The sequence below is a fragment of the Paenibacillus ferrarius genome (assembly GCF_002027705.1).
GTDB lineage: Bacteria > Bacillota > Bacilli > Paenibacillales > NBRC-103111 > Paenibacillus_E > Paenibacillus_E ferrarius.
In genome coordinates this window covers 26,407-40,465 of record NZ_MBTG01000019.1, presented here as the reverse complement: position 1 = coordinate 40,465, position 14,059 = coordinate 26,407, and the positions used below count along the sequence as shown (strand labels likewise).

The following is a 14,059-nucleotide window of genomic DNA, read 5'->3' as shown; positions in this document are numbered from 1 at the left end:
CCTCCTTTTAAGTGGTAAGCCTATTCGGTATGTTACGCCAACTCGTAGCGGTAGTCTTCGATAACCGTGTTCGCAAGCAGCTTCTCGCACATAGCTTTCACGCGTGCTTCTGCTTCTGCTTTATCCGTTGTGCCCAGCTCAAGCTCCAAATATTTGCCAATGCGCACCTTGCCAACTTCCTCAAAACCCATCGAATGAAGCGCTCCTTGCACCGCAGTTCCTTGAACATCCAATACGTTCTGCTTAATCGTTACGTAAACCGTTGCTTTCATATCCAATCTCCTCCTCAAAATAGAAGTCCCTCAAGACTCTTATATGTCATTCATCCATCCAAAACGGGAGATTAAGAGCCTCTAGAGGCTCTTATCCCACTACTCCGTCAAACGACGCAAAATCTCTTTATATCGATTGGACGTCTCTTCCACAACAGAAGCCGGAAGCTCGTCTGGCTCGCTGTTTTTGTCCCAGCCCGAACCCGCCAAGTACGTACGAACGGGCTCTTTGTCCATCGAATCAATCTCGATATCGAGCGCATAATTTTCTTGTGACCAATAACGGGAGGAATCCGGCGTGAAAATCTCATCAATAATAATAAGTTCGCCGGCATAAATGCCGAATTCGAATTTGGTGTCTGCTAAAATAATGCCTTTTTGCTCACAAATCGCATGCGCAAGCGTGTAAAGCATGATGCTTTTCTCTTGCAGCTCGTAAGTCAGGTTCTCACCGACCAACGCCACCATTTGTTCTACGGAAATGTCTTCATCATGACCAACATCATTTTTCGCCGCAGGCGTGAAAATCGGATCTTCCAGCCGTTGATTTTTCCGCAGTCCTTCAGGAAGCTTACGACCGTTAATCTCGCCAGTCTGAGCGTACTGTCTCCAGCCGTTGCCCGTGATGTAGCCGCGAACTACACACTCGATGGAGATGCGCTCTGCTTTTTTGGCGACAATAATTCGCTCCTTCAGAAGCTCTCGCGCCGCTGCGTCAGGAATGACAGCATGAAGCTGTTCCACGTCCGTGTGGACGATATGGTTCTTCATGTAACCGCTCGTCACGTTGAACCAGTATTTGCTCAGTGCATTCAGCACGTAGCCTTTGTCCGGAACATCCGGTTTCAACATGTAATCGAACGCCGAGATGCGGTCCGTTACAACGATCAGGAAGTTCTCTCCCAAATCATACAACTCGCGCACTTTGCCTTTGTGAACAAGCGGCGCTTTCACCAGTTCTACCGCTGAATCAAGGATTTTCGTGATCACAGCCAACATTCCCCTCTCCCCTCATTGCAAATGCTATTTCAAACCTAAACGGTCAAAGATCGTGTCAACGTGTTTCAAATGCCAGCTCGGATCGAAGCAATCTGCGATTTCTGCCGGGCTTAAAGCCTCAGTAATAACGGAAGCATTCTCTACGATGTCGCGGAAAGAACGTTGTTCTTCCCAAGCTTGCATCGCTCTTGGTTGAACCGTATCGTACGCTTGCTCACGCGAAAAGCCTTTGTCGATCAGCTTCGTCATCACGCGGCCGGAGAAAGGAACATCATACGTGCTGCGCATGTTGCGTTTCATGTTCTCAGGGAACACCGTCAAGTTCTTGATGATGTTGCCTAGGCGATTCAGCATGTAGTTGAGCAGTTGCGTTGCATCCGGCAGGATAATACGCTCAACGGAGGAGTGCGAGATATCGCGCTCATGCCACAGCGTCACGTTCTCATAAGCGGAAACCATATGTCCGCGAATCACGCGGGACAGGCCGGAGATGCTTTCGCAGCCGATCGGATTGCGCTTGTGCGGCATCGCGGAGGAGCCTTTTTGACCCTTAGCGAATGGCTCTTCCACTTCACGGAACTCGCTCTTCTGAAGCGCGCGAATTTCTGTTGCGAATTTATCCAAGGAAGTAGCAACCAAAGCAATTGTTGCCATGTATTCCGCGTGACGATCACGCTGCAAAGTTTGCGTCGAGATTGGCGCAGCTTTTGTACCCAATTTGTCGCACACATATTGCTCAACGAATGGGTCGATGTTCGCGTAAGTACCGACAGCACCGGAGATTTTACCGAATTGTACACCATCAGCCGCAAAACGGAAACGCTCCAGATTACGCTTCATTTCCTCGTACCAAAGCGCCATTTTCAGACCAAAAGTCGTCGGCTCTGCATGCACCCCATGCGTTCTGCCCATCATCGCTGTATCTTTATGTTCAATCGCTTTATTGCGAAGGATTTCAATGAAATTCTGAATATCTTTGTCCAAGATCTCGTTAGCTTGTCTCAACAAGTAGCCAAGTGCTGTATCAACAACGTCAGTCGATGTTAAACCGTAGTGAACCCATTTGCGCTCAGGCCCAAGCGTTTCGGACACGGCTCTTGTGAAGGCGATCACGTCATGACGCGTCTCTTGCTCGATTTCGTAAATGCGGTCGATGTTGAAGCTTGCGTTCTCACGCAGCACCTTCACATCTTCCTTAGGAATGACGCCAAGCTCAGACCAAGCCTCGCAAGAAAGAATTTCGACTTCCAACCATGCTTGAAACTTGTTTTGTTCCGTCCAAATGTTCGCCATTTCCGGGCGTGTATAACGTTCGATCATTGTGCCGTTCCTCCAATAATTATCATTTACTTACTTTCCCAAATGCTCGTGCGTTCTATCCAAGTCAGTGCATGCTGCACATTGCTTGCCAGGAGATTGATATGTCCCATCTTGCGTTTCTCTTTGGCTTCTTTCTTGCCATACAGATGAACCTTCGCGCTTACGCCTATATCCTCAGCTTCCAGAAAGCCTGGCTGGTCGATTAAGCTTTGCAGCGGCTCGATATGTTCACCAAGCAGATTCACCATCACGACAGGGGTCAGAAGCTCTGTTGAACCCAGCGGCAGGTTGCAAATCGCGCGAACATGCTGCTCGAACTGCGAAGTTCGGCACGCTTCCATCGTGTAATGGCCGGAATTGTGCGGGCGTGGCGCCAGCTCATTCACATAAAGCTGACCATCCTTCGTTAAAAACAGCTCAACCGCGATCAATCCGATGACGCCAAGCGATTCGGCGATGCGAATGGCCAGCTGCTCCGCTTCCTGCTGCACTTCCGCTGGGATGCGAGCCGGTACGATGGATTGATGCAGGATGTTATGTACATGTATGTTTTCCGCTGCCGGGAAAGCTTTCACTTCCCCACGAGGACTTCTCGCTGCAATGACGGATAATTCTTTGTCAAAATGAATGAATTGTTCGAGTACCAGCTCCGTTTTGGCGCGGCTCAGTGTCTCGTAGGCTTCTTCGACTTCATCTAAAGAGCGAATGACCCACTGGCCTTTGCCGTCGTAGCCGCCAGTAGCGGTTTTGAGCACGCAGGGTGTGCCGAAGCGAATAACTGCTTCATGGAGCTCCGCTGCGCTGCCGATTTCCGCGTAAGGCGCAACAGGCACGCCAGCAGCTTCAATCGCTCTCTTTTCCCGCAGACGATGCTGGGTTGTATATAAAAGTTCGCTCCCTTGGGGAACATAGGATTCGTTCATCAAAATGTTCGTAACGTGGGCATCGACGTTCTCAAATTCATACGTGATCACATCTGAGCGCGCCGCCAGCTTCCTCGCGGCTTCGACATCGTCGAAGTCCGCCAGAATCTGCTCATCGGCGACTTGACCGCAAGGCGCGTCTTCCGTCGGGTCGAGCGTCACGAAGCGATACCCCATATTGCGGCCGGCCAAGGCCAGCATGCGGCCTAACTGCCCGCCACCCAGGACGCCGATCGTGCCGCCGGGCTTGATGATCTTGCCATCTGCTGCTGTCATAGCAGGTCACTGCTTTCGATCACCGTTTGCGCGATGCGCTCACGACGTGCTCTTACCTTCGCTTGCAGCTCCGGTTCGAAGGCGCCGAGGATTTGCGCCGCCAGCAAGCCTGCGTTCGTTGCGCCTGCATGGCCGATAGCCACCGTGGCCACCGGAATGCCGCCTGGCATTTGCACGATGGACAACAAGGAATCCAGTCCGTTCAATGTGGACGTCTTCACAGGAACACCAATAACCGGTAGCTCCGTTTTGGCTGCTACCATTCCTGGTAGATGCGCCGCCCCGCCTGCTCCGGCAATAATCACTTGGATCCCACGACCTGCCGCCGCGGCTGCATATTCAAACATCAAATCCGGCGTTCTGTGCGCAGATACCACCTTTTTCTCGTATGGTACTCCGAGCTCTTCCAACATGTCGCATGCGTGCTTCATCGTTTCCCAATCCGACTGGCTTCCCATTATGACACCAACACGTACCGTCATCTCAAACCCACTCTCATATAGTTAAGTCGTTTTGAAAGCTTAGCCTTCAAAACTTTCATTTCCAATAAATCCAATCCAATCAACCTCTAAACCCAAAAAACGCCCAGAGCTAGAATACATGATTCTATCCGCTGGACAGCAAAAGAACCGAATGCAAAAAGACCATCGTCTTCCTATGGTTTCCCTCATTCGCTTCCTCGTAGTCCAAAAATTCATGGTTTTTGGGTAGAAACTTTCAGGCCTTATCCCTGATTTTATACGAGTTGATTCGACATTTTCAATTAGTGCGGGTTCATTTCCCGCTTCCCTAGTTTACTACCAACTGACGTGCGATGTCAATTTCAAAAAGCGAACGTTTTATAACTATTTCTTTCATATAGTTCGTTTTTAGGCAGTGTTTTTCCAATAAACACCGGTTTATATCTTCTTTTCCGTTTTCACTCCTCCTTACGTGATCCATATACTCGGAGAGATTCGAGGAAAGCGTGTTCAATTATTTTCGACAAATCCAAAAAAAATACTTCGAACCTTCTAAATAGACGCACCGTCTAATTCATAAATCACTAAATAAATGCCACAAAGGAGAGATATTAATGAAAAAGAATATGCCAACATTACTGAAAATCACCTTGGCTACAGCCCTGCTAGTCGCTGCAAGTCCAGCTCTGCTGCAGCAGGCAAGCGTTTATGCCCAGACGGAAAGTACCGATTTCGCGATCAAGCTTGCCCCTTTGAAAATCCAAATCGAAGATCAACTGCTGGAAGTACCAGGCGGCAAATCGGTGGACGGCGACACCTATGTTGGTCTTTCTTTTCTCAGTCAAAAGCTTGGCTTAACGACAGCCTGGGATGAGGCTACCAAAACAGTTACCGTCAGCGCCCCGAACAAGAAAATGAGCATGACGAATCAAAGCACCCAATACTCGATGAATGGCCGTGAATTTTACAAGCCGCTGCCGCCTGTCATCGTGGACGGAACCACTTACTTGCCGCTGCGTCTGCTCCTTGAACAAATGGGTTACCAAATCGGATACAACGATCAAAACCATGTAGTTTCTATTACTAAAATTCAAGAAAACGAACTCACCTTGACGAACAAGTCTGATTCGAAAAAGATAACCGACAATCAGAGCATCACCATAAACTATCCTCAAATTGAAGGATGGGCCAATTCCGCGGCAAGCGCGAAAATTAATACATTCATCCAAAGCGAGATAGAGAATTATAAAGATGCCGCCAACAAAGAGCTAAGCAAGATCGGGAACGAGTATCCCTATACTATGGATGTTAATTATCAAATCACGTATAATCAGAAACACAAACTTAGTCTCTACTTTGAAGTATATACATTTACAGGCGGCGCCCACGGGTTCACAACCCATGATGCTCATACGTTCGATCTGGATACAGGCAGTGAGCTGAGTCTTCAGCAGGTGACTTCGACTAATGCCAATTACAAGACTATCATCAATCAAGAGATTAAAAAGCAATTGAAAGAAAGACAATTAGAATCCGATCTACTCGAACCCTTCGAGTCCATCCGTGACGATCAGGGCTTTTATTTGAAAGATGACACGGTTGTCGTATACTTTGGCCTGTACGAATACGTTCCTTATGTGATGGGCATTCTAGAATTCCCGATTCCATTGTCTGCTTTTGCAGCGGCAAAATAAAGATAGTTAAAGCGCCCCAATCGACTACTCGAGGCTAGATCCTCTTTGTAGCGAATGGGGCGCTTCTTTTTACCCTTATGAGCTTAAAGCAGCTTCATATCGTATGGAGCTTCCGATCACGGCGAGCTCTTTCACCAATCCAAGCTGTTTAAATACGTGCAGACTGCTGTTCACTGTCATCGCATTAATCGTCGGATACTTGACCATTAACGCTTCACAAATATCTTTCACCGTCGTATAGCTGCGTTGCGCGTACAGATATTCCAGTAACGCATACCGCTGCGGGGTTAAATGAATGTTTTTGGAACGCATGCGCTGCAGCGCTTGTTCAAGATCATGATGGACCATTCTGGAAACCTCCTCTACGAGTTGCTGCTTTTTATAAGTTAGCGGTTCAAGTGCTGTAAATAGCCTGAAATATCTACGTTCAACCCTGCCGCAAGGCTTTCCCCGAGCTTCGCATCCGCCCGATAGAAATTGCAGATCGCCAGCAGCTTCGATTTCTCATGCACCGAGGACAGGTCACCGACTAAATTGGAAATGAAGTTCGCCTGCTCCTGCTCGCTGAAGCTGCGGAAGGTGTCGCCGGCTTGGGCGAAATCATTCGCTTTGGCAATCTTTTGCCGAGTTGCACTGCCGTGAAGAGGAGTGCTGCTGTCCCGATACTCGGGTGCTTCCTTAGGCTCATCCGCATGACGAGTTGGCTCATAGTTGATACTGCCGGCCTGCGGCTTCATTTGCATAGCGCCGTCCCGTTGGTTATTTTGTACAGTTGCGTAGGGACAGTTCACTGGAATTTGCAAGTAATTTGCGCCTAGACGGTGCCTTTGTGTGTCGGGATAGGAGAACAGCCGTCCTTGCAGCAATTTGTCTTCGGATGGTTCTATTCCGGCAACCAACACACTAGGTGCAAATGCCGCCTGCTCCACATCAGCAAAAAAGTTCTGTGGATTGCGGTTCAACGTCATCGTCCCTACCTTGTGCAGTGGAATCACATCTTCCGGCCAAACCTTCGTTGGGTCCAGCGGATCGAAATCATAAGCATCCAGATCCTCCGGCTGCAGCAATTGCACATGCAGATCCCATTTCGGGAAATCGCCGCGCGCGATGGCGTCATACAAGTCTCTCGTTGCGTGGCTGAAATCCTCCCCTTGAACAGCGGCGGCTTCTGCCTTGCTCAAATTGCGCACGCCTTGATGCGGCTTCCAGTGATATTTCACATACACGTAGTTGCCAACGGAGTTAATCCACTTGAAGGCGTGGACACCAAAGCCGTTCATCTCCCGGTAGTTGGCGGGTGTACCATAATCTGAGAATACCCATGTCAGCATATGCGTAGATTCTGGTGTCAGTGACATGAAATCCCAATAGCGATCAGGAGTCTGAACGTTCGTGTCCGGCGCAGGCTTCAACGAATGAACCATATCTGGAAATTTCATCGCATCGCGGATAAAAAACACAGGCAAATTGTTGCCGACCAAATCATAATTGCCTTCTTCCGTATAAAACTTCACCGCAAAGCCACGCGGATCACGCGCTGTCTCCGGTGAGCTTTGACCGTGGATCACGGTCGAGAAGCGAACGAATACAGGCGTTTCTTTGCCCGCTTCACCAAGAAAGCCAGCTTTCGTATACCGTTTCATCGCATTTTCAACCGTAAATGTTCCAAATGCCCCCGCTCCACGCGCGTGCACCACACGCTCCGGAATACGCTCCCGATCGAAATGAGCAATCTTCTCTAGAAGATGGTAATCCTCCAAAAGCGTAGGGCCATTCTGGCCAGCTGTCCGTGAATTCTGATTATCGCCTACTGGTGCGCCTTGATTCGTCGTTAAGTGATTATGAGTCATTTGCATTCTCCTTTGCAGGTTGAACTTGTAATAATTTCTTATTTATAATAATTATAATATAGTATTTATTTTATTCTAAGTGATAATGATTGTCAATAACTAAACATGTACGAGGGGCTCTCCGCGGATCATTGTTCCTCGCTAACCACCCTTTAAATGAAAAAGACCGCCCTATTAGGGACGGCCATTGGAGTGACTACTTCATTAATTCAACTTTTAATTTTTGGATTTCATCTTTAGATAAGCCCGTTGCCTCTATTACCTTAGCTACGTCCATGCTTACGCCGAGCAAATTCTTGGCTATTTCGATTTTGCTCTTATGCATACCTACTTGCATACCTTTTTGCATTCCTTCTTCCATACCTATTTGCATACCTTTTTGCATTCCTTCTTCCCTAGCCCCATCAATCATCGAAGCCTCATCATGCAGCGCTTTTTGCCTCATTTCATAAAGCCTTCTAGCCTCTTCATTCTGGCTCAGAAATTCTAGTGTATCCATCGCCTTTTGCAACGCCGGTTCGTTCATCGAAATCTCCTCCCATTTGACCAATTTATCCGAGATATCGAGAAAAAAACCGCCCTACTATGAGACGCTCTCTGGTGTGACTACTGCATCAATTCATTTTTTAATTTTTGAACTTCATCTTTAGTTAAGCCCGTGGCCACGATTACCTTAGCTACGTCGATGCCCATGCCGAGCAAGTTTTTGGCTATTTCGATTTTGCTCTTATGCATACCTACTTGCATACCTTTTTGCATACCTTCTTCCCTAGCCCCATCAATCATCGAAGCCTCATCATGCAGCGCTTTTTGCCTCATTTCATAAAGCCTTCGGGCCTCTTCATTCTGGCTCAGAAATTCAAGCGTATCCATCGCCTTTTGCAAAGCTGGTTCGTTCATCGAAATCTCCTCCCATACTTCTGGTTTATCCACACCTTTTAAGAACAACAACCATTTGACCAATTTATCCGAGAACCTGACCTTCTGCTCTTCTAGTTTGGGAAGCTCCATGAAATGGATCTCAATATGGTCGGTCAGTACGAGTCCCATATGATCTTCCCTCAAATGAAACAAATTATAATAACGGTCGTTAGGAATAAATTTGAAGTTTAAAATGTTAATGGTGATTGTCTTTCTGAGCTCTTTATATTTTTGTCCTTCTTCTAGCTGGCTGGCATACATTTTGCTCCAATAATACAAAGTCCGCTTCTCAATGTCGTAACGGTTAAACAATTGAATTTCAATATTCACTTGTTTCCCGTCCGCCGTGCGGGCATGTACGTCCAGGATGGACAGTTTATCGTGCAAAGCATTTTTATCGATGTAAGGGTTTAGAATGTGAATGTCGGTCAATGGACGCGGCTCACTTTCCCTTAATGTTACATTCAAAAAATCGAGCAGTACGTCTTTATTCTCTTCCACTCCGAAAATACGCTTAAATACAAAATCTACTTTCGGGTCAAGTCTATCGAACATAGCGTCAGCTCCATTCCTTTTCCTTACTATTATACCATGATTGATGGGGTTGAGACATAAAAGGAATGCGCAACTTTCCCAAGTTCTTCCACGTAAAAAGAAGAGAAGTTCGCTGAGGAGGGATTACACTTGATATCCGCAACATTTGGAAAACTATTCAAATTTCCGCTGCTTATTCTCATCCCGGTTATTGCGGATGTATTGACAATGCTGGTAGGCGCGGCGCTTTATGGCTTCCATGGCAGCCCCCATCTCACCTTCAAGTTTGCGCTGCAGATGGGATTACCCTCGATAAACACTGTTTCCGAGCAAGGCTTCCTGCCAGGCTCCGTGCAGCTTGTCGGCAGCAGTTTCACCGCTTCACACTTGATTAACAATTTGCTTTTCCTCATCTTCTTTCTCATTGTTCAAGCCTTTCTACAGGGCGGATATGTGGGCTTGCTGCACGAGGCCGTCAATCAACGAGAGCTTTCGTTTGAAAAGTTCGTTATGTATGGAGCTAGATTCTTCATCAGATTTATCTTATTGAGTCTTATCATCATGATTCCCCTGCTCATAATAGGGGGTATTTTGACTGCCGCTCTTCAAATCGCTGGTGCCATATTTATGATACTGATCTATCTATTACTACGCATACGTTTCCTTTTTCTTGAACTATGTCTTGTCGCAGAAGACTGCTCCATTCCTCAAGCCTTCTCCCGCTCGCGCATAGCTTTTGAGAACCGAACGCCAAACACACTACCGCTTATCGGCGCCGCCATTCTTTTTAACCTCATAGCCGGCTTACTTGTTAATGCGCTTTGGCTGCCCCTTCTTTTCTTCGTTCTTCTTATCTTGTACGACATCGTCAGTGCCGCGTTACAGCTTGCTTTCATGAGTGACTACCAGCGCATTCACAGGTAACTCCATCCATGTAAAAAAGCTCACGTTACCGTCCGAATTCAGGATCAGTAACGTGAGCTTCTATGTAGGCAGGAAGTTTCCATAGGTAATTTCTCTAAATTTTTCTTTCCATGGCGAGACAGCTTGAAGCTTTTCATAAATCTCTTCTGCTTTCTGCAAGCAGACGGATTGCACAACACGAGAATATTCCAAGCAACCGGAGTCATGAATCATTTGGCTGAAGGCTTCTTTGTCATGAAGAAGAGTATCTGCGGTAATTTTGCCTGCGTAGTAGTCTTTTAGTGGGTTGAAGGCTTCATCTTCGACAGAGAGCAGGTATAGAATGGGCAGTGTGCTCTTTTTACAGTATAAATCATTCTTCACATCATATCGCATAAGATCTCGCATATCGTTCTGGATCTGATGGATGAGTCCTATGCAGTCCGCCAGTTCATGAAGCTGCTCAATCGTTTCGTCTGAACAATCCAGTGATAAATACCCCATAAAACAAGCCAACCGGAATAGAGAGCCTGATTTCTCCTGTGTCATTACCAGATAGTCATCGACCGTTGATGCCGCATTGATTACATCTTTATGTTGCCCATTAATCGATCGCGCAATAATTTGAGCAACCTCTACCAGCAATTTCCCGTGGACCCGCATTTGCCCTAACTCACCGACCACGCCCATGAGCATTGCTAGAATGGCATTCAGCGTTGATGCTTGAGGGGATTGCATCCATGGTTTGTTTGCTTGGTCTTGATCTTGCAGATCATCAACGATATCCGAAATTAAAACAAATACCTGAGTTATAGCAGCGAGGCGATAGATGTCAGGAGAAGCCCCGCCTAACATCGTATGGGTGCACAATGTAATATTCATCCATGTGTCTTTCTCCTGCTCTTTGTCAGCAATAAATGTTTTAAGTAATTTATTTAAATTCTCCACATATACATAGTCATCAATCATATTGCTCATGTGGCGATGTACGTCCTGTTTCAATTTTTTTCCCCCTGGTGACTACGAATAATATTTACTTTTTATAAACTTCTCAAGAGCTTCTGTCCTAGATTTCACGCCTAATTTATCATAAATCTTCCGTAAATAGTTATCGACCGTTCGCTTACTCATGAAGATTTGATCAGCAATTTGATCATGAGTAGCTCCTTTTACTAACATATTCATCATGAGAATTTCTTCCTCTACCAACGCAAAACTTTCCTTGATAGCTAATTCTGTTAATTGCATTTGGTGAAAGAACGATAGCGGCACCATCGTATGCCCATCCAGAATACAATTCACAATGTTTTTTATTGTCCGTTCACTTGATTCTTTCGATAAAATACCACTTACTTTAATTTCAATAAGTTTATTAAATATCCCACTCAATTCGATCCCCGTGAAAATAACAATATGAATATCTGGATATTTACGCTTGATTTCCATTGCAATCTCAACGCCAGATTGATCCGGCAGCTGATAGTCAAGAAAAACTAGTCCAGGTTGATAGCGCTCCACATGTTCCAGACACTGCTTTCCGTTACCAACAACACCGATGACCTCAATGTGATCGATTTGTTCCAACAATGCTTTGGTTGCTCGAGCAAATAAGGGGTGATCATCGACAACAAGGGTTCTCACAATCTCACTCATGCAGAAATGACCTCCTCAATGGGGATTCTGATTTTAAATATCGTTCCATTTCCCTGCTGTGTCAGAAAATCCATCTGCCCACCCATATGCAGAATTCGGCTCCGTATCTGTTCAATCCCCAATCCTGATGCGCCAATCTCCCTCTGTGTTCCTTCTTTATTGCTAAAACCTATACCATTATCTTCATAGTTTAGATAAAAAACTTGATTGCTTTCCATGATCTTAAACGTAACTTTAGTCGCTTGTGAATGCTTTTTTGCATTGTTTAGCAATTCTTGTACGATTCTAAAAATGTGCCTCTTCGTAGGCAAATCTTTACCTTCAATGAACTTGACTGCCATTGCTTCAAATATCAGTTCAAACGGTGCTGTGTAAGATTCCTTCTCAACATACATTTTGAGCGTTTTAATCAAACCCACTTCTCTCAATAAGTGAGGGTTTAATTCAAAACAACTTTGACGGAGACTCGCATTTATCATATCCACAAAATTATTCATATTCCTTAACTGCTCTTGATCTCCTTTAGGCATGGTAGATTTTTCAGCCAGCGTGGATATTCTTCTTTTAAGAAAAAATAAATCTTGCATTGTTGTGTCATGTAAATCAGTCGCAATCCTTATACGTTCCTCCTCCTGTAGTTCAAACATGACCTTACGAAACCATTGAATGTCCTGCGCTGCAGCTTCATTAGGAAGTTGAGAAGCAAACTGTTGCAAATTGACTGTTAGTTTACGAATTAGATGTACATTTTCTAAGCTAACTTCTAAGTAAGATGTAATTAACTGCAACCACTGTTTCTCTTCTTTAGGCAGTAGCGTATTTGTCCTTTTGCGCGTCATAATGAGATAACTAGTATATGCCTCATGATAGTTCATTTCTATGCACGTATACAAAGGGTTATCTAGTAGCGTTGATGTTTCAACAAGCTGCCGAACTTCTGAAACATCTATTTCTCCTTCATAAATAATTTCCGTATCATTCTTATAACAAAATACGATAGCCCCACCCATCACTTGCAAAGTACTTACAATATCAACAAGTATGATTTCTTTTAACTCCCTGAAACTAGAAATCGTGCCTAGATTTCGCGCAATCTTTTTCAGAGCAGTTTGGAGTAAGTATTTTCTTGGAAATAGGAATGACTCGAGCCGCGTTATCCAATACTCGGCCGCATACAAAACCATAGTTACTATGGTCATTGATCCAATAAAAATAAACAAAATCTGTTTTTCATCAGCCATTTTTTTAAATAGAAAAACATATACGCCCGTAAATAAACTAACAGGTAAGATTGCAAGCAGACCCGCAAACATAATGCGCCTGATAACTTGACCAAAGTCATACAATTGATTGGAAGCAATTAAATAGGCAAAAGAAATAGGAAAAAATAACAAAATCCAACTTGTAAATATAGCGTTTAAAATACGTTGACCTGTCAGTAATTGTGGTAGAAAGGAAAAACATATAATAGGTAAAAAAGAAATTAACCAAGACAACCAAACACTTTTAATAATACTAGACATGTAGGATTGTTGTTTTCGAACTTTGACATATTGAACAGTTAATAGATACATATTTATTAAGAAGCCGAACATGGAGAAGCCTAGAGTTATTGATTTATCATAACTGTACACGACATATGTCAATGACGGTTGAAAGTAAAAGAGTCTTAATCCTAGTGTAAGAACGACAATCCCGTATAAATATTTCAGCATCCATGTCGGTAATTCTATGTTGCCTTTCTCTTTAAAGAAAACAACCAAAAAGTGCAAAAACACAATTGGCATAAGCATCATGAAACTAGTAATCAGAAATTTGCCAATAGTATCCCCTCTTATGGAAGCTCCCAAGCTCATAAAAATGAAAGAAGCACACAGAAAAACAGTTGCTAGTAGTCTAGCAGATTTTGAATGTGACATTTTAGTGAAAAGTAAAATCGCCATGCACAAACTTATGATTTCCTCTAACAATGGGAACATATCGTAAAAGATATTGCTCTTCTTATTTATATTAATTTCATAGTCTGTACCATTTCTTGATATTGTTATGCTTTGTACTTGCTCAATCGCCTGCCATTTCCGAAATAAAATGGAATCGCCTATTGGCTTACCATCCACTTGTTGAATGATGTCCCCTACCTTTAGATCTAACTTTACAGCTGCCCCCTCTGGGGCTAATTCCTTAATTACTATCCTATTCTGGGCTTGTGATAATTCCACTTCAATTCCAACATAAGGGTAATAAAATATGAAA

Annotated in this window: 14 protein-coding genes and 1 riboswitch; of the genes, 2 read left to right on the top strand and 12 right to left on the bottom strand. The window is 44.7% G+C overall.

The window, feature by feature from the left end:
* Window positions 1-32 precede the first annotated feature (32 nt).
* The 5 genes from purS to purE all read right to left on the bottom strand — a co-directional run bounded on the left by purS (window position 33) and on the right by purE (window position 4,272).
* Complete coding sequence (gene purS / locus BC351_RS20620) at window positions 33-272, bottom strand: phosphoribosylformylglycinamidine synthase subunit PurS (RefSeq protein WP_079414612.1); 240 nt, start codon at window positions 270-272, stop codon at window positions 33-35.
* Window positions 273-371: 99 nt separating this feature from the next.
* The gene (locus BC351_RS20615) at window positions 372-1,271 is read right to left on the bottom strand and encodes a phosphoribosylaminoimidazolesuccinocarboxamide synthase (protein ID WP_079414611.1); all 900 of its coding nucleotides are present in this window, start codon (window positions 1,269-1,271) and stop codon (window positions 372-374) included.
* 24 nt (window positions 1,272-1,295) lie between these two features.
* Window positions 1,296-2,591, bottom strand: a complete 1,296-nt coding sequence (purB, locus tag BC351_RS20610; RefSeq protein WP_079414610.1) for an adenylosuccinate lyase — start codon at window positions 2,589-2,591, stop codon at window positions 1,296-1,298.
* 26 nt (window positions 2,592-2,617) lie between these two features.
* The gene (gene purK, locus BC351_RS20605; protein ID WP_079414609.1) at window positions 2,618-3,790 is read right to left on the bottom strand and encodes a 5-(carboxyamino)imidazole ribonucleotide synthase; all 1,173 of its coding nucleotides are present in this window, start codon (window positions 3,788-3,790) and stop codon (window positions 2,618-2,620) included.
* The gene (purE, locus tag BC351_RS20600; protein ID WP_079414608.1) at window positions 3,787-4,272 is read right to left on the bottom strand and encodes a 5-(carboxyamino)imidazole ribonucleotide mutase; all 486 of its coding nucleotides are present in this window, start codon (window positions 4,270-4,272) and stop codon (window positions 3,787-3,789) included. The genes purK and purE overlap by 4 nt, the downstream gene beginning before the upstream one ends.
* Window positions 4,273-4,452: 180 nt before the next feature.
* A riboswitch (purine riboswitch) is annotated at window positions 4,453-4,554 on the bottom strand.
* 311 nt (window positions 4,555-4,865) lie between these two features.
* Here purE and BC351_RS20595 point away from each other — a divergent pair.
* A complete protein-coding gene (locus tag BC351_RS20595; RefSeq protein WP_079414607.1) occupies window positions 4,866-5,945 on the top strand; it encodes a stalk domain-containing protein in 1,080 nt (359 codons plus the stop codon).
* A gap of 75 nt (window positions 5,946-6,020) precedes the next feature.
* Here BC351_RS20595 and BC351_RS20590 read toward each other — a convergent pair whose 3' ends face one another.
* From BC351_RS20590 to BC351_RS20575, 4 genes are all read right to left on the bottom strand, one after another.
* Complete coding sequence (locus BC351_RS20590) at window positions 6,021-6,293, bottom strand: Fur family transcriptional regulator (RefSeq protein ID WP_079414606.1); 273 nt, start codon at window positions 6,291-6,293, stop codon at window positions 6,021-6,023.
* Window positions 6,294-6,331: 38 nt separating this feature from the next.
* Window positions 6,332-7,795, bottom strand: coding sequence for a catalase (locus tag BC351_RS20585; protein WP_079414605.1), 1,464 nt, complete (start codon window positions 7,793-7,795; stop codon window positions 6,332-6,334).
* Window positions 7,796-7,991: 196 nt separating this feature from the next.
* A complete protein-coding gene (locus BC351_RS20580; RefSeq protein WP_279628353.1) occupies window positions 7,992-8,345 on the bottom strand; it encodes an Rpn family recombination-promoting nuclease/putative transposase in 354 nt (117 codons plus the stop codon).
* 56 nt (window positions 8,346-8,401) lie between these two features.
* Window positions 8,402-9,271 carry an Rpn family recombination-promoting nuclease/putative transposase gene (locus tag BC351_RS20575; protein WP_079414603.1) on the bottom strand — a complete coding sequence of 290 codons (870 nt, stop codon included), beginning with the start codon at window positions 9,269-9,271 and terminating at the stop codon, window positions 8,402-8,404.
* 129 nt (window positions 9,272-9,400) lie between these two features.
* Here BC351_RS20575 and BC351_RS20570 point away from each other — a divergent pair, with 129 nt between their 5' ends.
* A complete protein-coding gene (locus BC351_RS20570; RefSeq protein WP_079414602.1) occupies window positions 9,401-10,174 on the top strand; it encodes a hypothetical protein in 774 nt (257 codons plus the stop codon).
* A 60-nt stretch (window positions 10,175-10,234) separates the two neighbouring features.
* On the opposite strand, the gene BC351_RS20565 is transcribed toward BC351_RS20570, so the two are convergent.
* Genes BC351_RS20565 through BC351_RS20555 form a run of 3 tightly spaced genes read right to left on the bottom strand, consistent with a single transcriptional unit; the run spans window position 10,235 to window position 14,025 of the window.
* Window positions 10,235-11,131, bottom strand: coding sequence for a polyprenyl synthetase family protein (locus BC351_RS20565; RefSeq protein ID WP_079414601.1), 897 nt, complete (start codon window positions 11,129-11,131; stop codon window positions 10,235-10,237).
* A gap of 42 nt (window positions 11,132-11,173) precedes the next feature.
* Window positions 11,174-11,806, bottom strand: coding sequence for a response regulator transcription factor (locus tag BC351_RS20560; protein ID WP_079414600.1), 633 nt, complete (start codon window positions 11,804-11,806; stop codon window positions 11,174-11,176).
* On the bottom strand, window positions 11,803-14,025 hold the full coding sequence (locus BC351_RS20555) for an ATP-binding protein (protein ID WP_158082165.1): 2,223 nt from the start codon (window positions 14,023-14,025) through the stop codon (window positions 11,803-11,805). The genes BC351_RS20560 and BC351_RS20555 overlap by 4 nt, the downstream gene beginning before the upstream one ends.
* Between the last annotated feature and the right edge of the window lie 34 nt (window positions 14,026-14,059).

What these genes read in the sequence shown, in the direction of transcription:
- purS (WP_079414612.1), bottom strand. Translation starts at nt 272, where the DNA reads ATGAAAGCAACGGTTTACGTAACGATTAAGCAGAACGTATTGGATGTT.
- BC351_RS20615 (WP_079414611.1), bottom strand. Translation starts at nt 1,271, where the DNA reads ATGTTGGCTGTGATCACGAAAATCCTTGATTCAGCGGTAGAACTGGTG.
- purB (WP_079414610.1), bottom strand. Translation starts at nt 2,591, where the DNA reads ATGATCGAACGTTATACACGCCCGGAAATGGCGAACATTTGGACGGAA.
- purK (WP_079414609.1), bottom strand. Translation starts at nt 3,790, where the DNA reads ATGACAGCAGCAGATGGCAAGATCATCAAGCCCGGCGGCACGATCGGC.
- purE (WP_079414608.1), bottom strand. Translation starts at nt 4,272, where the DNA reads ATGACGGTACGTGTTGGTGTCATAATGGGAAGCCAGTCGGATTGGGAA.
- BC351_RS20595 (WP_079414607.1), top strand. Translation starts at nt 4,866, where the DNA reads ATGAAAAAGAATATGCCAACATTACTGAAAATCACCTTGGCTACAGCC.
- BC351_RS20590 (WP_079414606.1), bottom strand. Translation starts at nt 6,293, where the DNA reads ATGGTCCATCATGATCTTGAACAAGCGCTGCAGCGCATGCGTTCCAAA.
- BC351_RS20585 (WP_079414605.1), bottom strand. Translation starts at nt 7,795, where the DNA reads ATGACTCATAATCACTTAACGACGAATCAAGGCGCACCAGTAGGCGAT.
- BC351_RS20575 (WP_079414603.1), bottom strand. Translation starts at nt 9,271, where the DNA reads ATGTTCGATAGACTTGACCCGAAAGTAGATTTTGTATTTAAGCGTATT.
- BC351_RS20565 (WP_079414601.1), bottom strand. Translation starts at nt 11,131, where the DNA reads ATGAGCAATATGATTGATGACTATGTATATGTGGAGAATTTAAATAAA.
- BC351_RS20560 (WP_079414600.1), bottom strand. Translation starts at nt 11,806, where the DNA reads ATGAGTGAGATTGTGAGAACCCTTGTTGTCGATGATCACCCCTTATTT.